The organism is Aurantimonas sp. C2-5-R2, assembly GCF_036549495.1.
Classification (GTDB): Bacteria; Pseudomonadota; Alphaproteobacteria; order Rhizobiales; family Rhizobiaceae; genus Aurantimonas; species Aurantimonas coralicida_A.
In genome coordinates this window covers 1-19631 of the sequence record NZ_JAZHLJ010000066.1, presented here as the reverse complement: position 1 = coordinate 19631, position 19631 = coordinate 1, and the positions used below count along the sequence as shown (strand labels likewise).

Here is a 19631-nt window from a genome sequence, read left to right as displayed (position 1 = left end):
GGCGTCACATTCACAGACGGCGTCGCCACGCAGGGCGCCGACAACCGCGCCGCTTGATCAAGCCGCGTCACCCAAAATCGGCCATAGCTCGACGAGCAGCGCGTAGGCGACGGCCATGACCGAAACCTCGGTCGGCGTCGCGACGCCGAAGCGCAGCGTGCCGATGATGAAGACCGGCATCAGCAGCGCTGGGATCGCAGCGAAGATTTGGCCCTTGAAGGCGGCAAACCCGCCTTTCAGCGGCGAAGCGGGCAGTTTGTTCCGCTTAGCGACCCACCAGACCATGGTGCACATGCCGATGCCGAGCATCATCCCCGGCAAAATGCCGGCAACGAAGAGATCGATGATCGAGACGTTGCCGACGAGGCCGAAGAGAATCAGCGGGATCGACGGCGGGATGAGGACGGCGATCGTCGAAGAGGCCGAGTTGATCGCGGCGGCGAAGCCGCCGGAATAGCCTTCCTGCTTCTGCACGGGGATCAGCGCATTGCCGAGCGCGGACGCATCGGCGACGGCCGAACCCGAGACGCCGCCGAACATCACTGAGCCGATGATCGAGACTTGGCCTAGGCCGCCGCGAAAGCGGCCGACGAGAAGGCGGGCGACATTGACGAGATAGGTGCCGAACTTGCCGCTCATCATCAGGCTGCCAGCCATGATGAAGAACGGGATCGCGAGCATCGGAAAGCTTTGCGTCGGCGTATAGAGACGCTGGGCAAGGACCGCGAGCGGCCGGCCTTCGAGAATCAGGGCGAGCGCCGCGCCGCCGACCATCGCGTGAGCGACGGGGACAGCAAGGGCCAGCAGCACGAAAAAGGCGGCGATCATGATCGCGGACATGGCATGCGATCCTTCTAGCAGGCCCTCGAAAAGGCCTTTCCGCGGCTCTCCGCTGGGCGATGCGTTCACAGATTGACGTCGCTTCCGGCGGCCCAGGTGGTTCGGGAGCGCTCCGCGGGCTGTGGCCGCCGATCAGCTCAGACTGTTGAGCGACGGATCGGGCAAGCCGGCTGCGCCATTCATCATCAGACGGATTGTGTCGAGCGCGGCGATCAGCGCAATCCCGCCGAAAGCAACGACGATGCTAGCATAGCCCCACACCTGCTTGATACCGAGCGAGGAGTACGACTGGAACTGCGAGGCATTGAGAATCGGCCGGCTCGTATAGACGACGGATGCCGCAATGGCGAGCGTGATCAGATTGATCGCCAAAAGCACGGCAAGGCGGCTCTTGTCCTGCAGCATCGCCGGCAATAGCGTCACGGCGATGTGCCGTCCCCTTGCCGCCGCAATGATCACGCCGCCAGCGACGAGCCATGGAAGCAGCAGCGCGTGAATCTCATAGGCCCAGGTGATGCCCGAACCGAAGGCATAGCGCAGCACGACGTTTGTGAGCAGCGCCGCGAACATGAAGGCGAGCGTCACCGCGCAGGCGAGGCAACCCAGAAAATGGATGACGCCGATGATCCGGTCGGGGAAGGAAGGGCCCGACGGGCCCTCCCTACGGGTTACCGGCAGGCCTTGCGCGGCCTCGCCGGTCATTGTGCGGTCTGACCCGACGCTTCCTGCAGCGCCTTGACCAGGTCGGGATATTGCGCGGCGTATTTCTCGTAGACCGACTTGGTGGCCGCAATATAGGCGTCGCGATCGGCGTCCACGAAGGTGACCCCTTCCGCTTCCATCTTTGGCTTCAGCTCTTCGTCAGCCTCGAGCGAAAGATCACGCTGCATCTTGCCGGCGTCCTTCGTCGCCGTCATGGCGCAGTTTTTGGTCTTGTCGTCGAGACCTTCCCACCAGGATAGCCCGGCGACCACCGGAGTCGATTCGTATTTGTGGCCGGTCAGAGTGATGAACGGCGTGATCTCGTGGATCTTCGAGGAGTAGATGTTGGTCAGCGGGTTTTCCTGACCGTCGAAGACGCCCGACTGCAATGCGCTCGGCAGTTCCGAAAAGGCCAGCGGAGCGGGCGCCGCACCGAGCGCCTCGAAGATGTCGATGGTCATCTGGTCGGGCGGTGTGCGGATTTTCATGCCCTTGACGTCCTCCGGCTTCGGGACGTTCTTGGAGACGTGCGAAATCTGGCGGATGCCGTTGTCCCAGAAACCCAAGACCTTCAGGCCGGCCTGCTGCGCACGCTCGTCGATCATCTTGCCAATGTCACCGTCGAGGATGGTCCAGGCAGATGGCAGGTCTTTGAACAGGAAAGGTAGGCCGAGCAGGCCGACTTCCGGCACGATCTGGCTCATCGCGCCCTGACTGTTGGCCGTCACCTGGATGACGCCGGCCTGGGCCGAGGTCAGCATCTCGGCGTCGTCACCGAGGGTTGCCGACGGCGCGACATTAACGGTGTTCTCGCCGCCGGAGCACCCGGTGAAGATCCTGCCCCACTCTTCGGCCGCGACAAAGCGCGGATTGCCGGGATTCGCCCCGTGCGCGAAGGTCACTTCCTCGGCCATGGTCGTGGAGCCAAGCATGGTGGTGGCGACGAGCGCCGCTGCGATGCGTTTCATTGGATTTTCCTCCCGTTGAACGCTGGTGAAAGGGCTTTCGAGACGCCGGTCCCCCCGGCGCCGGCGATGTGGCGTTAGTGGATGAGCGAACCACCGTTCACGTCGACTTCCGTGCCGGTGCAGTAGGACGACAGATCGGAAGCCAGAAACAGCGCGCAGCCGGCTACGTCTTCCGCCGTTCCGGCGCGGCCCATGGGGATCCCGGCAAGGACCGACGCGCGCATTTCCTCCGTCAGCTTGCCGGCCGTGATGTCGGTGGCGATGAAGCCGGGGCAGATCGCATTGACACGGACGCCATCCGGCGCGAGTTCCCGCGCCATCGCCTTGGTCAGGCCGAGAATACCGGCTTTGGCCGCCGAATAGTGCGGCCCACCGAAAATGCCGCCGCCACGCTGGGCCGAGACCGAAGAAAGGTTCACCACCGACCCGGACTTCTTCTCACGAAAATGCGGGATCAGCGCCTGGGTGCAATAGAGCGTGCCACGTAGGTTGACGTCGAGGACCGCGTCGTAGTTTTGCGGCTCGATCTCCATGATCTTCAACGGCTGAGTGATCCCTGCATTGTTCACCAAGATGTCGACGCGGCCCCATGTCTCGACGAGCTTCGCCATGACCTCGAAACAGGCTCCCTTGTCGGTGACGTTGCAGGCCATGCCGAGATGGGCCTCGCCGAGATCGGAGGCCGCTGCTTGCGCCTGAGCCTCGTCGAGATCGAGGATCGCGACCGTCGCCCCGTGTTCGGCGAAGAGTCTTGCCGTCGCCTTGCCGAGCCCGCGCGGTGAAGCCGCGCCGGTCACGACCGCGAATCTACCATCGAGAAGTCCCATGCGTTTTCCTCGCAGTTTCGTTTCAAAGCGCCGAGCGGATCGTATCGGCGATCTTCGCGGTCGAAAGGCCGTACATGTCATGAAGCGTGGGCAGCGCGCCGGCTTCCAGAAATTCGTCCGGCAATGCGATCTGTCGGAAGCAGGGCGTCACCCCTCGGGTCATGAGCAGCGTTGCGACCGCCTCTCCCAGCCCGCCGACCTTCGTGTGGTTTTCCGCCACGAAGACCGGCCTGCCCTTCCCGGCTTCGGCAAGAATCGTCGCTTCGTCGAGCGGCTTAATCGTTGGAGAATGCAAGACGGCGACGTCGATGCCGTCAGCCGAAAGCTTTTCGGCCGCGTCGAGGGCGCGCATGGTCATGAAGCCCGAGGCGATGACGAGAACGTCCTTGCCCTCGCGGATCATCTGCGCCTTGCCGATCTCAAAGCGGTAGTCCGGCTTGTAACGGGTCAGCACCACCGGCACCTTGCCGCGCAGGAGCCGCGAATAGACCGGGCCCGGATGGGCCGCCATGGCGGCGACCGACTGGGCGATGTCGACGGCATCGCATGGGTCGATGATCGTCATGTTGGGCAGGCCGCGGAAGATCGCGATATCCTCCGTCGCCTGATGGCTCGGCCCGTAACCCGTCGTCAGACCCGGCAGAGCGCAGACCAGTTTGACGGGCAGGTTTTCCTCGGCGATCGCCATGGCAATGAAGTCATAGGCTCGGCGCGAGGCGAAGACGGCATAGGTGGTCGCGAAGGGGATGAAGCCCTCCCGTGCCAGGCCCGCGGCAGCCGAAACCATGACCTGTTCGGCCATGCCCATCTGGTAGAACCGGTCCGGCATTGCGTCGGCGAAGATGTGCAGGTCGGTGTATTTCGAAAGATCCGCCGTCACGCCGACGATCCGATCGTCGGTTTTGGCGAGTTCGACGAGGGCGTGGCCGAATGGCGCGGCCTCCGTCTCGTAGCCTTCCGCCGCCAGCGACGCAATCATCGCCGAGGTCGTCAGACGTGAGCCGTCCGGCTGGCGCTTGACCTGCCGCGGTTCGTGTTTACGTGCCATGGAAGCGATGGTCATGCCGGCACCCCCTCGTCCAAAACAGCCAAGGCCTTGCCCCACTCGTCAGCCTCGACCCGTACGAAGTGGGTGATCTCCCGGCTTTCGAGGAAGGGAACGCCCTTGCACATCGTCGTGTCGAAGACGATGACGCGGGGTCCGTTATCAGTGAGCGCCCGGGCCGCGTCGAAGGCCGAAACGACCGCGTCGAGGTCGTTGCCGTCAACCCGTTGGCAGTGCCAGCCGAAGGCTTTCCACTTGTCGACGAGCGGCTCGGCCGAGTTCATCTGGGTCGACTTGCCGTCCGCCTGCTGGTCGTTGAAATCGACGAGACAAATGAGATTGTCGAGCTTGTGATGGGCGGCCGCCATCGCCGCTTCCCAGGTCGAGCCTTCGCCGAGCTCGCCGTCGCTCATCAGATTGTAAACGAAGGCGCCGTTGTTCTTCCGCTTCAGGCCCATCGCCATGCCGACGGCAATGCCGAGCCCATGGCCCAGCGAGCCGCCGGTGATTTCCATGCCCGGCGTGTAGCTCGCCATGCCGGACATCGGCATGCGGCTATCGTCCATGCCATAGGTCTCGAGTTCATCCTCGGGTAGTATTCCGGCTTCCATCAACACGGCGTAGAGGGCGATCGCATAGTGTCCGATCGACAAGAGAAAGCGGTCGCGGCTTTCCCATTCGGGCTCGCCCGGGCGATAGGTCAAGGCGTGGAAGTAGCTTGCCGCGAGGACTTCGGCGATGCCGAGCGCCTGGCCGATATAGCCCTGGCCCTGGACTTCGCCCATCAGCAGCGCCTTGCGTCGGATATTGTAGGCCCGTCGGGCAAGGGACACGTTGTCCCCAACCCCGCGCCGATGCTCGTGTGGCATCGCTTCCTCCCTGAGTGGTGTCTCGAAATACACCGGCGAGGCCAAGGCGTCCGTAACGAAAATTTACAAAGATCATTAGCTCTACTTCACAATTTGCGTCTTTCGATGCAAAACGGCGTAGACGCGACCGGTTAGGCCATGCTTGTTGAGGTTCAGCATGCGCAACGGCAGCCCCTCACCATCGTGGCGCGAATTGCCGATCAATTTTCCACCCGACCACTTGCAATTCCGACGCAAGGAACACCGGCCGCGGAGCAGGAAGTTTCAGTGGCTGAGTGACGGCTATGGGCGCGTTGCCGTCTGGCTGCTTACTCGACGAGAACGGGCCGGAAACGGACGCTCAAAAGGGTTATGGTCAGAGGCAAAAGCGGACATCGCTGGAAGACTGCCTTACACCTTGACGTTGAAGGGGTAGCAGAGCTGAACCGTCCCCCGGCACTCGCGCTCAAGCCAAGAGTCGGTTCACTTTGCCCGGCAGACGCTGCGGCCAGTGCAATTGGGCTCGCTACATGCGCCAAGCGAGATATTGAGGGTCATTCGCTCGCCCCAAGCACCCATTGCGCCCCAAATCTCGCACGAAGCCCGTCGACAACGCCGCCGCCGGCCACCTGTCTTACATGGGCCAAACCAGCAGGATCATCGGAACCGACACGGCGACGACGATGATCTCGAGCGGCAGGCCCATCCGCCAGTAGTCGCCGAACGCATAGCCGCCCGGGCCGAGGATCAGCGTGTTGTTCTTGTGCCCGATAGGGGTCAGGAAGGCGCAGGATGCCGCCACCGCGACCGCCATGAGGAACGGGTCCGGATCGACGCCCAGGCTTTGGGCCATCTGGATGCCGACCGGCATCAGCAGCGCCAAGGCCGCGACGTTGTTCATGAACGCCGACAGCACGCCGCCGATCCCGCCCATGAAGACGATGTGCGCTCCCAGACTGCGCGACGCATCGACCAGGGTCCGGGTGATCAGGAACACGGCGCCTGATCGAACAAGCCCGGCGGAGACGATCAGGACCAGGGCGACAACCAGTGTGGCGGGATGGCCAAACCCCGCGAAGGCGTCCTTTGTCGGGACGACTTGCAGGACGACACCGGCCATGAGCGCGGAGAATGCGATGAGATCGTAGCGGAACCGCCCCCAGAGCAGCATCGCGAATACGCCGCCAAAGAGGGCAAACAAGATCATCTGGTCGGTGGTCATCACCTTGTTTATAGAATGGGGGAAGGTTCTAGGCCAGCCAGCCTCATTGTGTCCTGAGGCTCCATCTCGATGGGGTTGAGATCGGGCGAGTGATGCGGCACTGCCCGATGAGGCGAGCCTCTTCAAAGCCGTGAAGCTACGAAATGACTGCGTTCACCGGAACGGTTTCGACGAGGACGGAAACGAGCTTGCAGTGTTCACCAAGACTTTTGTTCAAAACACGGCTGAACTGATCAAGGCTTTCGTCGAAAGCATCGAGACCGCCGTACAGCGGCGGTTCAAACGGACCGTCTGCTTCCAGGAAACCATAGACCGCCCGTAAATGGCGGGAATGGGCGCAATTCTGACGGCCGGGAGGTGCTGAAAGGTCGCAACGGGCGGATCGGTGGCAATAGCGGACACCGGCGCAACCTGCTTATTGGTCTCCCGGGGACATCGGGATCCTTCATGTTCGACCGAGGCGAACGACCTCGCCTCTGACGAGGGCAGCGCGCTGCGTGAACAGGAAGGTCGTCACCCGACGGCAGACTGGCGTCCCTCGAATGTCAGCCTACCAGCTGCGCGGCTGGCCATTTCACTAACCGAGAGCAGATCCCGCCGGACCGGAGGCGCGTGCTTGCAGCTTTTCCATGAGCCAGGGCACGAACAGCGACGCAATCAGCGCTGCGAACAGAACGAAGGTGATTGGCCGGCCGAGGAGATAGTCGATGCGGCCGCCGCTGATCTGGTACGATCGCAGCAGCTCGCCCTCCGCCATACGCCCGAGCAGCAGCCCGATCACCGCGGCGGGGATCGAGTATTCGTAGCGGCGCAGCGCCCAGCCGAGAATGGCGAAGACAAAGAGCGTGGCAGGCCCCGCCATGTTGCCGGTCAGTCCGTAGGCGCCGAAGGCCGACATGGAGAGTACGCCAGGCACGAGATAGCGCAGCGGCACCTTCACGATCACGCTGAGCAGGCGGATCATGAACAGGCCGACGACGAGCAGCAAGACGGCCTGTGCGAGGTTTGCGAGGATCACCGCGTAGACCACGTCGGAGTGCTCGCGCAGGAAGCGCGGTCCGCCGGTGATGTTGTGCATGGTGAAGGCGGCCAGCAGCACGGCCGTCCCACCGCCGCCGGGAATGCCCAGCGCGAAGAGCGCCACCATCGAGCCGCCCTCGGAGCTCGAATTCGCCGATTCCGATGCCGCGACGCCCTGCGGATTGCCCTTGCCGAAACTGTCCGGGTCCTTCGACCGACGCTTGGTCTCGCTGTAGGAGACGAGATTGGCGACCGACGAGCCGACCCCGGGCACCGCGCCGACGATCGTGCCGATCAACCCGCCGCGGAGCAAGATGCCGGGCGACGCGAGGCCCTGGCGCACGCCGTGCAGGAGCCGCTTCAGGCTCACCTCCCGATTCGCCGTACCGCCCTCCACGAGATACTTGCCGCTTCCGATGCCAAACAGCTCGGATGCCGCGAACATGCCGATCATGGCTGGGATCACCGGCACGCCGTCGATCAGGTAGTCGCTGCCCATTGTGCCCCGGAGCACCCCATTCGGGCTCATGCCGATCGTGCCGATCAGCAGCCCCACGACGCCGGCGAGCAGGCTGCGGCCGAAGAACTTGCCGCGCAGCGTGGCGATCAGGGTGAGGCCCCACAGGATCACCACGAACATCTCGGTCGGGCCGAGCTTCAGCACGAGTGTCGACATCGGTCCGATCAGGACGAGAAGCGCGAGATAGCCGATGAAGGTGCCGATGGTCGAGGCGATCAGTGCGATGCCGAGCGCCTCGTTGTGCTTGCCCTGGCGCGCCATCGGGAAGCCGTCGAACGTCGTGGCGACCGCCGACGACGTGCCGGGAATGTTCATGAGGATCGCCGAGACGCCACCACCGAACTGACCGCCGGTGAAGATGGCGGTCAGGAAGAGCATGGCGCTCAGGAAATCCATCGTCATGGTGGCTGGCAGGAACACCGCCATCGCCATGCTGGTCTGCAGGCCCGGAATGCAGCCGAAGATGAGGCCAATGATCAGTCCGGGAACGACAAGCCCCCAGGGCTGCCAGGACGAGCCGAGGATTGCAAAGGCGTCATACAGGCTTGAAAGGTCGATCATCCCCTGGTCCTCAAAGCAGCAGCATGGGCATCGGATAGGGGAGCAGCCACTGGAAACAGACCGAGACCGCCAGGGCGAAGACGATCGGCAGCCCGATCAGCATCAGCGGATTGCGCACGCCGTCGAGCAGCAGCATCGCGGCCATGAAGACCGCCGTGCCGACGTCGAAGCCGAGATAGGGAAGCGAGGCGATATAGCACGCGAAAAGCAGCATCGTGAGCGGTGTCTTCAGACGCGTGACCAGCGGCGCCGCGTCGTCCGCCGAACCGGCCGACCCATCATCGGGCTCCGGACGGGCTCCGGTAAAGATCCCGACCAGGACGAAGACGCACAACACGAATGCCAGAAGCGAGGCCGGGAGGACGAGAATGAGGTTCTTGGCCCTCGACGACGCGTCCCAACTGTCGGCCAGGTAAAGGCCGGTGATGGTCGCGAAGGCGAGGACGAGGAGCGCGTGGCCCCAGTCGATCCGAGCGAAGTGGGAACGGGCTTGCATCGGCGTACCTGTTGGTCGCGCGGGCGCGATTGGGCGCGGGAGGATGCGCTTTGGTCGACGGAAAACCGGAGGCGCCCGCGGGTGGGACGCCTCCGCACAGCCCGTCAGTTGCCCATCAGGTCCTTGTATTTCTTGATGACTTCGTAGTTCCGGTTGACGACCTCAGTGGTCTTTTCCGGGCCGAGCCACTCGCCGCCAATGGAGTTCTCCTCGAGGTACTTCTTCACCTCGGGCTTCTCGAGTGTCGCCTTGTAGGCGGCGACGAGCTTGTCCCAGCGCTCGGGATACTTCTCCTTGAACTCGGCATCCGTCGCGAGGCCACGGATCGAGCCGCTGACGACCGGCATTTCGAGGCCGATTTCCTTCAGCGCTTCGGCAACGGTCGGCGCATCCCACTCGGGCGCCGGCTCGTCACGGACCACCGCGAGCGGGGTGATCATGTCGCGAATGCCTTCGCTACCCTCGCCGCCGAGGATCGTGAAGTCGACCTGGCCGCCGGCGACCGCCGCACGTGCCGCACCGCCGCTCTCATAGGTGACGATGTTGAGGTCGGAATCCGTCAGGCCGGCCGCCTCAAGCAGCAGATAGGCCGAGAGCTGTCCAGCAGAGCTCGGCACGACGCTGACGCTCATCTTGCCGGGGTTCTCCTTGATCGCCTCGATCATCTCGGCGAGCGAGTGGATGTCGCGGTCCTTGTTGACGGCGATGATATCCCAGTCCGACCACTGCCCGTTGACGAAGGCGAAGTCGTCGATCGAATAGCTCGCCTCGGTGTGGATGATGCTGTTGGCCAGATATGGCGAGACCGACGTCGCCAGGATCGTGTAGCCGTCCGCCGGCTGGGCGAGCACGTAGCTCGCGGCGAGTTGGCCGCCGGCGCCGTCGCGGTTCACCACCGAGATCGGCTGCCCGAGTTCCTCAGGCATGAACTGCGCCAAAGCGCGGGCCGTACGGTCGGCGCTACCACCGACGCCGAAGCCGACGACAAAGGTGATGGGCCGGTCCGGCCAGGCATCCTGTGCCGCCGCCATCGTCGGTATTGCCATGGCGGCGGCGACGAGCCCCGCCGAGAATGTCTGGATCAAGCGTTTCACTGTGTCTCCCTCCCGTGTGTTTCGTCCGGCCGCGTTTTCGGGGCCGGTGTGTGGCGACCTTCTGCCGAGGTAGTGCATGCCTTGAAGTGGCACTGATCGTTGACAATGTTTTCCAGCTCGACCATGGTTGTCAACAACGAACTCTGGCGAGACAATTGATAAAGACCGCCAAACCCATAAAAATACCGTCGAAACGCCCACAAACTGGTAAAATGCTGACGTAGCCAAGCATTTCGACTAGACCTCGGCAGGCCGAGTGAATGTCAGCGTCGGAGGGATTGTCGACAATATCGGAGGAATTGTCACAAGTGACTATGCTCGGCGATGAGGCCGACACCACGGGAGCAGCCGGGTGTCGGGATGTCGTGGAGGGCGCTCAGACCCTTGGCGACCGCGTCTACGACCAGCTCCTCGACGCCATCATGACCGGCGAAATTCCGCTCGGCGCCAAGATCGGCGAGAACGATCTGGCACAGCGTTTTGGGGTCAGCCGGGGGCCGCTGCGCGAGGCGATACGGCGCCTGGAAGAGCGTCGCCTCGTCATCCGCACCGCCCATGTCGGCGCGCGCGTCGTCGAGATGTCCGATACGTCGCTTCTGGAGCTGTTCTTCGTGCGCGAGGCCATGGAAGGCATGGCCGCACGGCTGGCCAGCCAACGCATGAGCGATGCGGAGATCGCCGACCTGGAACGCCTGCTCGACGCGCATGGGGAGAGCGTGGCCGACCGCGAGCACTACGACCAGCGCGACCATGACCTCGATTTTCACTACCGCATCGCAAAGGGCGCCCGGAACGACATGATCGAGGGGCTGCTCTGCCGCGATCTCTACCAGCTCCTGCAGATCTACCGCTATCGCCACAGCGCGGTGCCCGGCCGGGCCCAGCGCGCGCTGCTCGAGCATCGGCGGGTCGCCGCGGCGATCGCCGACCGCGACGGCGATCTCGCGGAAACCCTCATGCGCCGTCACATCGTCGCCGCCCGCAAGATCCTTGAAGGCCTTCTCGCGGGGACGGCCGCCACGGCCGTCCCGCACCCGGAATTGAAATGAATGGAGACAGAAACGTGAAGCGATCCACCGTGCTGCGCCGTCTGATGGAAGAGAATGCGCCTGTGGTAGCCCCCGGAGCCTATGACGGGCTATCGGCGCGGCTCGTCGAGCGGGCGGGCTTTCCAGCCGTCTATGCGAGCGGCGGCGCCATCTCTCGCAGCACGGGCATTCCCGATCTCGGCCTGATGAGCATGTCGGAGATCGTCGCCCGCCTCGAGACAATGGTCGACGCCGTCGGCGTGCCGCTGATCGCTGACGCTGACACGGGCTACGGCAACGCGCTCAACGTCCAGCATGCCGTGCGCGCCTTCCAGCGCGCCGGTGTCGCGGGCTTCCACCTGGAAGACCAGGCGTTCCCCAAGAAATGCGGCCACTACGACGACAAGTCGATCATCCCGCTGAAGGAGATGTCGCAGAAGATCAAGGCGGTGAAGGACGCCAGCGAGGATCCCGACTTCGTGCTCATCGCGCGGACGGACGGGCTCGCGGTCGAGGGCTACGACAAGACGATCGAGCGCTGCCACGCCTATATGGAGGCCGGCGCCGACGTGATCTTCGTCGAGGCGCCGACAAGCGTCGAGCAGATCGAGACGATCGCCAAGGATCTGCCGTATCCCAAGCTCATCAACATGTTCCACAGCGGCAAGACGCCGCTCGTCGCAACGTCTCGCCTTGGCGAACTGGGTTACGCGATCGTCATCATTCCGAGCGACACGCAGCGCGCCGCGATCGGGGCGATGGAGCGGACCCTCAAGGCCATCCGCCGCGATGGCCATTCCGGCTCGATGCAGGAGGAAATGGTGTCGTTCCGCGACCGCGAGGTGATCATCGGCACCGACGCCTACATGGCAAAAGACAAGTCCTATGCCGCCTGACGCGCACGCACGTCGGGCGTCGTTTCGTAAGCGCCTTGCGTCGGGCGACTTGATACTCGCCCCTGGGGCCGACAGCGGCATGGGCGCCTCGCTTGTCGAGCGGGCCGGGCATGAGTGTGTCTACATGACGGGCTCGGGCGTCGCGAACAAGCTGCTCGGTAAGGCCGATGTCGGGCTTCTGTCGCTGACCGAGATGGCGATGATGGTGCGCTTTCTCGTTCAGGCGACGCGGCTGCCCGTCATCGCCGATGCCGATAGCGGCTACGGCAACGCCGTCAATGTCATGCGCACCGTGGAGGAATACGAGGCCGCCGGCGCGACGGGGCTGCATCTGGAGGACCAGGTGGTGCCCAAGCGCTGCGGCTCGATCGCCGGCAAGGAGGTCGTCCCGGCGGATGAGATGGCGGGGAAGATCCGCGCGGCGCTCGATGCGCGCGGCGACGAGAACCTCGTGATCATCGCTCGCACCGACGCGCGCGGGCCGCACGGGCTCGACGAGGCGATCCGCCGAGGGCAGATCTACGCCGCGGCCGGCGCCGACATGATCTTCCCCGACGCGCTGCTCTCGGTCGAGGAATACGCCGCTTTCGCCAAGGCGGTGCCGGGGCCCAAGGTCTTCAACATGGGCGGCTACGCCCGGAAGCGCACAACGCCGAAGATCCCACTCGGTGAGGTCGCGGAGCTCGGCTATTGCCTCGTCCTGTTCCCGCTCGCCTCGATCCGCGCCGGTATCCGCAGCGAGCTCGACTTCCTGGTGGGTTTGCGCGAACGGGGCACCGAGTTCGAGGTCGAGCATCTACGGGAACTCGAGGGGCACGCCGTCGAGAACTGGTATGAGTTCACCGGAATCTCTCACATCCGGGCGTTCGAGGAGCGCTACCTGCCGGCAGCCTCCGTGGCGGCCCGCTACACCAATTCCGCAGGGCACATGCCCGGCGAGGACCGATGAATGGCCTCTCGGAAAGAGCGGCGCCCATAAGCGCGGTCGAGACAGACCGGGAGGAGCCACCCCGATGACGACGAGCCAGGACAGCCTCGAAACCTGCCGCGTTGTGGATATCAACGGCCGCGAGCTGCACTATTACAGCCTCGCAGCGGCCGAGGCGGCCGGCGCCGGGCCGGTGACGCGCCTGCCGCGATCCCTGAAAGTGCTCTACGAGAACCTGCTGCGCCACGAGGACGGGATCGTTGTCACGCGGGATCACCTGACCGGCTTTACGGAGTGCCTCGAACCGGACGCGCCCAAGCAGGAAATCTGGTTCAGCCCGACGCGAATCCTGATGAACGACTCCGCCGGCATCCCGCTGATGGCCGACATGGCGGCGCTGCGCGGGGCGATGGTGCGCAACGGCCACGATCCCGAAGCGGTCAATCCGCAAATCCAGTGCGATCTCGTCGTCGATCATTCCGTGATGGCCGACAAGACCTCCACGCCGGAGTCCTATGCGGAGAACCTGACCCTCGAATTCGAGCGCAACGGCGAGCGCTATCGCTTCCTGCGCTGGGCGCAGCAAACCTTCTCGAACTTCCGCGCCGTACCGCCCGGCACCGGCATCTGTCACCAGGTCAATCTGGAGGCGCTGTCGCGCTGCATCTGGACCGCATCGGACGGCAACAGGACGCTGGTCTTCCCCGAAACCCTGCTCGGCACCGACAGCCACACGCCGATGATCAACGGCATCGGCGTCCTCGGCTGGGGCGTCGGCGGCATCGAGGCGGGTGCCGCGATGCTGGGGCAGCCCGTGACGATGATGGTGCCGCCCGTCGTCGGCTGCCGCCTCGATGGCAAGCTGCCGGCCGGTACGAACGCGACGGACCTCGTAATTTCGCTGACGGAGCGGCTGCGCGAGGTCGGCGTGGTTGGCACCTTCGTCGAGTTCTTCGGCGAGGGGCTCGAGGCGCTCACCCTGTCCGATCGAGCGACGATCGCCAACATGGCGCCCGAGTACGGCGCGACGATGGGCTTCTTTCCGATCGACCGCGAGACGATCCGCTATCTCCACGACACGAACCGCGGCGGCGATCATCTCAATCTTGTCGAGACCTATGCGAAGCTTCAGGGGCTCTGGCACGATCCGAATGACGAGCAGCCGGTGTACGACCGCATGGTGGTCGTCGACCTCTCGCAGATCGTGCCCTCGATTGCCGGACCGCGCCGGCCACAGGATCGCGTGAACCTCACCGAGGCCGCCTCCCGCTTCAAGGCGGATGTGCTGCCCGCTCAGCCGGCGCTGCCGGAGGGTGGTGCGTCGGTGGAGGGCCACGACTGGCGGCTCGATCATGGCGCTGTCGTTGTCGCTGCCATCACGAGCTGCACGAATACCTCGAACCCCTACGTGATGCTCGCCGCCGGGTTGCTCGCCCGCAAGGCTATCGAACGCGGCCTGACGATCAAGCCGTGGGTCAAGGCGTCGCTGGCTCCGGGCTCGCGCGTAGTGACCGACTATCTTGAGGCGACGGGCCTGCAGACATCGCTCGATGCACTCGGCTTCAACTGCGTCGGCTATGGCTGCACGACCTGCATGGGCAATTCCGGGCCGCTGTCGCCGGAGATATCCGAGGCGATCCGGCAGCACGACGTCTGCGGCATCGCGGTGCTGTCCGGCAACCGCAATTTCGAGGGCCGCATCCATCCCCTGGCCAGGGCCAACTACATTGCCTCGCCGCCCCTCGTCATCGCCTACGCCATTGCCGGCAATATGGGGATCGACCTGGCGAGCGACCCGCTCGGCACCGACGCGGAGGGCCGGGACATCATGTTTGCCGACATCTGGCCGGCCCCGGACGAGATCGCGGCGATCGTCGGGGAGGCCCTGACGGCGGAGCGCTTTCGCATGCGCTACGAGAACCTCTTCGAGGGGGACGAGCGGTGGCAGGCAATCTCGGCGCCGACGAGGGCGACCTTCGACTGGCCGGAGGAGAGCGACTATATAAAGGAGCCGCCCTTCTTCGAGGAACTGACGCCGTCAATTCCCGAGATCGGCGACATTATAGGCGCGCGGCCCCTCGCCATGCTCGGCGATTCCATCACCACCGACCACATCTCGCCGGTCGGCACGATCACCGCGTCCTCGGCCGCTGGCCAGTATCTTGTCGCACAGGGGATCGACCCGCTCGACTTCAACTCCTTCGCCGCCCGCCGCATCAACCACGAGGTAATGATCCGCGGCGCCTTCGCGAACATCCGGCTGCAGAACGAGATGGCGCCTGAGCGGTTGGGCGGGTGGACGCATTACCAGCCGTCGGACGAACTGATGCCCGTGCACGAGGCGGCCGCCCGGTACCGGCGGGAAGGCGTGCCACTCGTGGTGGTAGCGGGCAGCGACTATGGCTGCGGATCGTCGCGCGACTGGGCCGCGAAGGGAACGCGTCTCCTTGGTGTCCGGGCGATCATCGCGGAAGGCTTCGAGCGCATCCACCGCTCCAACCTGATCGGTATGGGCGTCTTGCCACTGCAGTTCCAGGACGGCGAGACGCGAAAGACGCTGGGGTTCGACGGCACCGAGACCTTTGACGTCAGGGGGCTCGGCGGCGATATCATGCCCGGCATGCCGATCGCCGCAACGGTCTACAGGGTCGACGGCTCGGCCGAGGAGATCACGCTGACCGTCCGGCTCGATACGGCGATCGAGGTTCAATACTACCTGCACGGCGGCATCCTGCATTACGTGCTGCGCAACACGATGGGCCACGCCTGAAGGGAACGAGAAAGATGGGTCGTAGGAACGGATATCGGGGCGTCTTCATGCGCGGCGGCACGAGCAAGGCGATCATCTTCCGGGAAAAGGATATTCCGTCCGACCCGGCGGAGCGCCACGCGATGTTTCTGAAGGTGATGGGCAGCCCGGACCCGGCGAAGCGCCAGCTCGACGGGCTCGGTGGCGGCATGTCCTCGCTTTCGAAAGTGTGCATCGTCGAGTCGTCTTCGCGCGACGACGCCGACGTCGACTACACCTTCGCGCAGATCCCGGTCGCAGGTACCACCGTCGACTACAGCGCCAATTGTGGGAACATGTCCTCCGCCATCGGTCCTTTCGCGGTGGAGGAGGGAATCGTCGCGAGCCGCGACGGCGAAGCGGAGGTGCGGATTTTCAACACCAACACCAGGAAGATCATCGTCAGCCGCTTCGCGGTAGAGGACGGCCGGCCGAAGGTCGAGGGCGATTTCGTCAATCCGGGCGTCGCGGGTACCGGCTCGCCGATCCGGCTCGACTTCGTCGAACCCGGCGGGGCCGCGACCGGCCGGCTCCTGCCGACTGGCAGCGTCATCGATACGTTCGAGCATCCGGAACTGCCGGGTCCGGTCAGGGCGTCCGTAATCGACGCAACCAACCTCATCGTATTCGTGCTGGCTGAGGATCTCGGCTGCGACGCCACCGAGACGCCCGACCAGATGGAAGCCGACACGACGCTCATGCATCGCCTCGAGGTGATACGGCGAATCGCGAGCGCCCGTGCAGGCCTCGCTCCGGACTTCGATGCCGCCGCCAGCATTGAGGGCAATCCGAAGATCGGCATCGTTGGCCCGTCGCGGGACTACATGCAGACTACCGGAGTGGCCGTGGCCGCGGAAGAGTACGACGTGTCCGTGCGCATGCTCTCAATGGGACAGGCGCACCGCGCCATCCCCTTGACGGCCGCTCTTTGCACAGCCGTCGCCGCTCGCGTCGACGGCACGGCGGTTGCCGCGATCGCGCGGGTTCCCGCCTCTGTAGATATGCCCTTGCGGATCGGTCACTCGTCGGGCGTTCTGCCCGCCGTTGCCCGTGTAGGCGCAGAGTTCGACAATACCTGGATCGCGCACAGCGCAGGCGTGTTCCGTACCGCTAAGCGGCTTATGGAGGGCATTATCTACGCCTGAAGCGATTTGAGACCATGGGGCTGCAGGACAAGCGACAATCGTCGTTCAGTGCCGTGGGGCGGTGCGTCTGCTTTCGAAACTGGCAGATGATCTCTTCTACGGCCGGGATGGGCGCGTTGCCGCCCGGCTGCTTAACTGATGAGAACGGGCCAAAAGCGGTCGATGCGCTTCGAGATGAATACCGGCTGGAAGCCGCCGCTCGCCTTTCGCGCAGCGCTACGCCAAATTCCAGTTCAGGTAACGTCCACCCTATCGATCGGAAAGATGCAGATAGTCCGGCGTGAAGTCGGCGAACCGCATCAGCTGTTCGAAGCCGTGAATAATTGCGCGTTCGTGCTCGACGGTCGCAAGACCTCTGTCGCGGAGGTTCATCTGCATGTGGTTGGAGTGGAGAGCGGAAAGACCGAGCGTATCGACGAGTTCCTCCTGCGTGACCGGCAGCTCGAGAACACCGTCGGCGACGAGTCCAACGGCGGCCACCCGCGGGGTGTGCCGACACGGTCACTTATGAAGCGGAGCCGACGAACACGATCCCGACCATATCGGCCGCCCGGATGTCAGCCATCGCCTACTTTGGCAACAGTCAGTGCTCGGCGGTGTCATCCGCGCCGGTTCATCCGGCGCCATGCTCACAGTGGCCGTCAGGTGGCTGCCGTTCGGGATGATCCGCCGTTTTCCCGTGTCGGCCATCGGCGCCCGGGGAACGCCCGCCTGTCCAGCCAACGGCAAGAAATCCTTGACCCATTATCGGCATGCTCGAACGTGCAGGGACAAATCGGGGGGCGGCAGTCGAGATATGTCAAATCGGACCATTTTCGGCGTCAAGGCAGATCGCCGCCGGCCACCGCCCGCAAGAAAGCGGAGGTGGCGACCCTCATCCTTTGCAGTGCTTCTCGCCGGGGCATGCATCGTCGCCTTCGCCGCACCCTTCGCGGCGCGGCAGCTTCCGGAGCTTGTCACCTCGTCGCCTGCGGTGCCCACCGCACCGGCAGTCACTACGGCCGCCCCACCAGCACGCCCCCTTCCCGTCTGCTCGGGCGGCAATCGCGCCGCACGCAAATTGACCTGCATTGTCGATGGCGACACCGGTTGGGAGCGCGGGGTAAAATGGCGGGCTCTGGACGTCGACACTCCGGAAATCGGCAAACCCGAATGCGCGGCTGAACGCCGCCTGGGAGAAAAGGCCCGCGACAGGCTCCGCCAATTGATGGGCAGCGGCTACACGATCGAGTGGACTGGCGGCAAAGGCAAATTCGGCCGGGAACTCGCGCGGGTCCGCCTTACCGATGGTCGCGATGCCGGTCAGGTGTTGATCCAGGAGGGCCTGTCGCAGCCTTGGCCGAATGAGGGCAACAAATGGTGCCGGAACTGACCTGAAGTCATCCTTGACGACCTGGGACTTCACTGGGATTCTCCTTGTCGGATGCGGCCGATCTGAAACCGATTCCCCACGAGGATGCCATGCCGCACGTCGATCATTATCTCCGCACGATCATCAAGCTCGCTCTCTCCGAAATCCCGCCCGCGATCCGGGTCGAATGCGCGTCAAAGCGCCCCAGGGTCAACTGGCAGAGTTGGGAGGATGCTCAGGGGAAGATGGCGGACACGATCGCGACCCACGTGCTGCTGCATCTCGACGTTCGGGAACGGGACTGGCGTCGCCATGGTTCGTCGACCAGCAGGCCGATGATATCCACGGAGGTCTGATCCGGGACAATGCTATTCGGTCGGCTTCTTACCCGTCTCTTTCGCCGCTCCCCGAAGGTTCGGCGCGAGGCGACTGTCCTGGTGACGATGCAGGGGGCGCAAGGGGCCTGGATCGAAGCGCGGGAGCGGCGACGGGCGGCGGCGGAGGTTGATGCCGAAGCTGACCGACGCCACTGGAACGCCGTGATGCGTGAGGTCGAGCGGCAAACCGGCTACCGGCATCAGCCCGATACTGCAACGCGGATGATGGGCGGCTAGAGGCCACTCGGCCCCCCAATCGAGCTTTCGAGACTCTTGTCCCGACCTACATGCAAATGCTGCGCGCTCTATCGGGTTGGCTCGACAAGGCACAGAAGCAGATACCGAACGCGGACGCCGAGGCGCTGCTGTCCGCGCGGCTTGCGCCTGACATGTACCCCCTTTGTCGTCCCAGGTTCGCTTTGCCTGTCTACAGGCGCAGGAAGCGACAATCCGGCTCCGGGGGGAACCTCTGCCAGAGACGATGGAGCAACTGGCTCGTGAGGGCAGGAACGCCGGCGAGGAGCCGGAGACACTTTCGGATGCGCAAGCCCGGATCGGTGAAGCTCTGTCGCTGCTGGGAAACCTTGAATCAGACGCGCTCGACGCGGGCGCGGACCGAACCACTACGACCGAAATTCCGGGCGGCATGATCTTCGACATGACCGGCGAGCAATATGCGCGGGACTGGGCGCTGGCCCAATTCTATTTTCATCTGACCACAGCTTACGCCATCCCGCGAAGCCACGGGATCGAGCTCGGGAAAGCGGATTACGTTCCGCACAGGTTCGCGTATCTCCGGCCCGGATCAATGCCGCAGAGCTGATGCGACAACGGATGTGGCGGCTAACGCCGTAGGGAAACCGAGAGAAGCTTGACGGTTTTTCAGGGGATGTCCCGAAGTTTGTTGAACTTCGTTGAGCGGCGATGCCGGGTTGAACGTTAGGCGGCCCTCGATGCAGGGGCAATGAACTTTTC

20 protein-coding genes and 1 pseudogene are annotated in these 19631 nt (G+C 64.2%); 10 read left to right on the top strand and 11 right to left on the bottom strand.

Annotation, left to right across the window (positions count from 1 at the left end):
- Positions 1–57: 57 nt before the first annotated feature.
- The 10 genes from VQ044_RS19660 to VQ044_RS19615 all read right to left on the bottom strand — a co-directional run bounded on the left by VQ044_RS19660 (position 58) and on the right by VQ044_RS19615 (position 10143).
- Positions 58–840, bottom strand: a complete 783-nt coding sequence (locus VQ044_RS19660; RefSeq protein ID WP_327649024.1) for a TRAP transporter large permease — start codon at positions 838–840, stop codon at positions 58–60.
- Between the two features lie 132 nt (positions 841–972).
- The gene (locus VQ044_RS19655; RefSeq protein ID WP_327649023.1) at positions 973–1542 is read right to left on the bottom strand and encodes a TRAP transporter small permease; all 570 of its coding nucleotides are present in this window, start codon (positions 1540–1542) and stop codon (positions 973–975) included.
- Positions 1539–2510: a TRAP transporter substrate-binding protein gene (locus tag VQ044_RS19650; protein ID WP_327649021.1), complete on the bottom strand. Its 972-nt coding sequence runs from the start codon at positions 2508–2510 to the stop codon at positions 1539–1541. The genes VQ044_RS19655 and VQ044_RS19650 overlap by 4 nt, the downstream gene beginning before the upstream one ends.
- Positions 2511–2584: 74 nt before the next feature.
- The gene (locus tag VQ044_RS19645) at positions 2585–3337 is read right to left on the bottom strand and encodes an SDR family NAD(P)-dependent oxidoreductase (RefSeq protein WP_327649020.1); all 753 of its coding nucleotides are present in this window, start codon (positions 3335–3337) and stop codon (positions 2585–2587) included.
- A 22-nt stretch (positions 3338–3359) separates the two neighbouring features.
- A complete protein-coding gene (locus tag VQ044_RS19640) occupies positions 3360–4400 on the bottom strand; it encodes a transketolase family protein (protein ID WP_442872947.1) in 1041 nt (346 codons plus the stop codon).
- Positions 4397–5251, bottom strand: coding sequence for a transketolase (locus VQ044_RS19635; protein WP_327649018.1), 855 nt, complete (start codon positions 5249–5251; stop codon positions 4397–4399). The genes VQ044_RS19640 and VQ044_RS19635 overlap by 4 nt, the downstream gene beginning before the upstream one ends.
- Before the next feature lie 613 nt (positions 5252–5864).
- Positions 5865–6452 carry an SLC13 family permease gene (locus tag VQ044_RS19630; RefSeq protein WP_327649016.1) on the bottom strand — a complete coding sequence of 196 codons (588 nt, stop codon included), beginning with the start codon at positions 6450–6452 and terminating at the stop codon, positions 5865–5867.
- 577 nt (positions 6453–7029) lie between these two features.
- Positions 7030–8553 carry a tripartite tricarboxylate transporter permease gene (locus VQ044_RS19625; RefSeq protein ID WP_327649014.1) on the bottom strand — a complete coding sequence of 508 codons (1524 nt, stop codon included), beginning with the start codon at positions 8551–8553 and terminating at the stop codon, positions 7030–7032.
- Positions 8554–8563: 10 nt separating this feature from the next.
- Entirely contained in the window at positions 8564–9049 is a 486-nt protein-coding gene (locus VQ044_RS19620) for a tripartite tricarboxylate transporter TctB family protein (protein ID WP_327649013.1), read from the bottom strand.
- Between the two features lie 104 nt (positions 9050–9153).
- Positions 9154–10143 (bottom strand): Bug family tripartite tricarboxylate transporter substrate binding protein, encoded by a 990-nt coding sequence (locus VQ044_RS19615; protein WP_327649011.1) that lies wholly within the window; start codon positions 10141–10143, stop codon positions 9154–9156.
- A gap of 365 nt (positions 10144–10508) precedes the next feature.
- Between VQ044_RS19615 and VQ044_RS19610 the strand changes: the two genes are divergently transcribed.
- The 5 genes from VQ044_RS19610 (at position 10509) to VQ044_RS19590 (ending at position 16928) form a co-directional block, all read left to right on the top strand.
- Positions 10509–11192, top strand: a complete 684-nt coding sequence (locus VQ044_RS19610) for a GntR family transcriptional regulator (protein ID WP_327651115.1) — start codon at positions 10509–10511, stop codon at positions 11190–11192.
- Between the two features lie 14 nt (positions 11193–11206).
- Positions 11207–12067, top strand: a complete 861-nt coding sequence (locus VQ044_RS19605; protein WP_327649009.1) for an isocitrate lyase/PEP mutase family protein — start codon at positions 11207–11209, stop codon at positions 12065–12067.
- Positions 12057–13016 (top strand): isocitrate lyase/PEP mutase family protein, encoded by a 960-nt coding sequence (locus tag VQ044_RS19600; protein ID WP_327649007.1) that lies wholly within the window; start codon positions 12057–12059, stop codon positions 13014–13016. Before VQ044_RS19605 ends, VQ044_RS19600 begins: the two co-directional genes overlap by 11 nt.
- Positions 13017–13080: 64 nt before the next feature.
- The gene (acnA, locus tag VQ044_RS19595; protein WP_327649006.1) at positions 13081–15765 is read left to right on the top strand and encodes an aconitate hydratase AcnA; all 2685 of its coding nucleotides are present in this window, start codon (positions 13081–13083) and stop codon (positions 15763–15765) included.
- Positions 15766–15779: 14 nt separating this feature from the next.
- Complete coding sequence (locus VQ044_RS19590; RefSeq protein ID WP_327649005.1) at positions 15780–16928, top strand: 2-methylaconitate cis-trans isomerase PrpF family protein; 1149 nt, start codon at positions 15780–15782, stop codon at positions 16926–16928.
- 249 nt (positions 16929–17177) lie between these two features.
- Here the strand turns inward: VQ044_RS19590 and VQ044_RS19585 are convergent, their stop codons facing one another.
- Positions 17178–17408, bottom strand: a complete 231-nt coding sequence (locus tag VQ044_RS19585; protein ID WP_327649003.1) for a hypothetical protein — start codon at positions 17406–17408, stop codon at positions 17178–17180.
- Between the two features lie 580 nt (positions 17409–17988).
- On the opposite strand from VQ044_RS19585, the gene VQ044_RS19580 reads away from it, so the two are divergent.
- The 5 genes and pseudogenes from VQ044_RS19580 (at position 17989) to VQ044_RS19565 (ending at position 19479) form a co-directional block, all read left to right on the top strand.
- Positions 17989–18300, top strand: coding sequence for a thermonuclease family protein (locus tag VQ044_RS19580; protein ID WP_327649002.1), 312 nt, complete (start codon positions 17989–17991; stop codon positions 18298–18300).
- A gap of 44 nt (positions 18301–18344) precedes the next feature.
- The gene (locus VQ044_RS19575; RefSeq protein WP_327651114.1) at positions 18345–18635 is read left to right on the top strand and encodes a hypothetical protein; all 291 of its coding nucleotides are present in this window, start codon (positions 18345–18347) and stop codon (positions 18633–18635) included.
- A 9-nt stretch (positions 18636–18644) separates the two neighbouring features.
- Complete coding sequence (locus VQ044_RS19570) at positions 18645–18893, top strand: hypothetical protein (RefSeq protein ID WP_327648999.1); 249 nt, start codon at positions 18645–18647, stop codon at positions 18891–18893.
- A 50-nt stretch (positions 18894–18943) separates the two neighbouring features.
- A pseudogene (locus VQ044_RS25830) lies at positions 18944–19000 on the top strand (hypothetical protein); the annotation flags it as partial.
- A 56-nt stretch (positions 19001–19056) separates the two neighbouring features.
- Entirely contained in the window at positions 19057–19479 is a 423-nt protein-coding gene (locus VQ044_RS19565; RefSeq protein ID WP_327648997.1) for a DUF1993 family protein, read from the top strand.
- The last annotated feature ends 152 nt before the right edge of the window (positions 19480–19631 follow it).

Excerpts from the sequence above, each read along its gene's own strand:
- VQ044_RS19660 (WP_327649024.1), bottom strand. The coding sequence starts at position 840 with ATGTCCGCGATCATGATCGCCGCCTTTTTCGTGCTGCTGGCCCTTGCT.
- VQ044_RS19655 (WP_327649023.1), bottom strand. The coding sequence starts at position 1,542 with ATGACCGGCGAGGCCGCGCAAGGCCTGCCGGTAACCCGTAGGGAGGGC.
- VQ044_RS19650 (WP_327649021.1), bottom strand. The coding sequence starts at position 2,510 with ATGAAACGCATCGCAGCGGCGCTCGTCGCCACCACCATGCTTGGCTCC.
- VQ044_RS19645 (WP_327649020.1), bottom strand. The coding sequence starts at position 3,337 with ATGGGACTTCTCGATGGTAGATTCGCGGTCGTGACCGGCGCGGCTTCA.
- VQ044_RS19640 (WP_442872947.1), bottom strand. The coding sequence starts at position 4,400 with ATGACCATCGCTTCCATGGCACGTAAACACGAACCGCGGCAGGTCAAG.
- VQ044_RS19635 (WP_327649018.1), bottom strand. The coding sequence starts at position 5,251 with ATGCCACACGAGCATCGGCGCGGGGTTGGGGACAACGTGTCCCTTGCC.
- VQ044_RS19630 (WP_327649016.1), bottom strand. The coding sequence starts at position 6,452 with ATGACCACCGACCAGATGATCTTGTTTGCCCTCTTTGGCGGCGTATTC.
- VQ044_RS19625 (WP_327649014.1), bottom strand. The coding sequence starts at position 8,553 with ATGATCGACCTTTCAAGCCTGTATGACGCCTTTGCAATCCTCGGCTCG.
- VQ044_RS19620 (WP_327649013.1), bottom strand. The coding sequence starts at position 9,049 with ATGCAAGCCCGTTCCCACTTCGCTCGGATCGACTGGGGCCACGCGCTC.
- VQ044_RS19600 (WP_327649007.1), top strand. The coding sequence starts at position 12,057 with ATGCCGCCTGACGCGCACGCACGTCGGGCGTCGTTTCGTAAGCGCCTT.
- acnA (WP_327649006.1), top strand. The coding sequence starts at position 13,081 with ATGACGACGAGCCAGGACAGCCTCGAAACCTGCCGCGTTGTGGATATC.
- VQ044_RS19590 (WP_327649005.1), top strand. The coding sequence starts at position 15,780 with ATGGGTCGTAGGAACGGATATCGGGGCGTCTTCATGCGCGGCGGCACG.
- VQ044_RS19570 (WP_327648999.1), top strand. The coding sequence starts at position 18,645 with ATGCTATTCGGTCGGCTTCTTACCCGTCTCTTTCGCCGCTCCCCGAAG.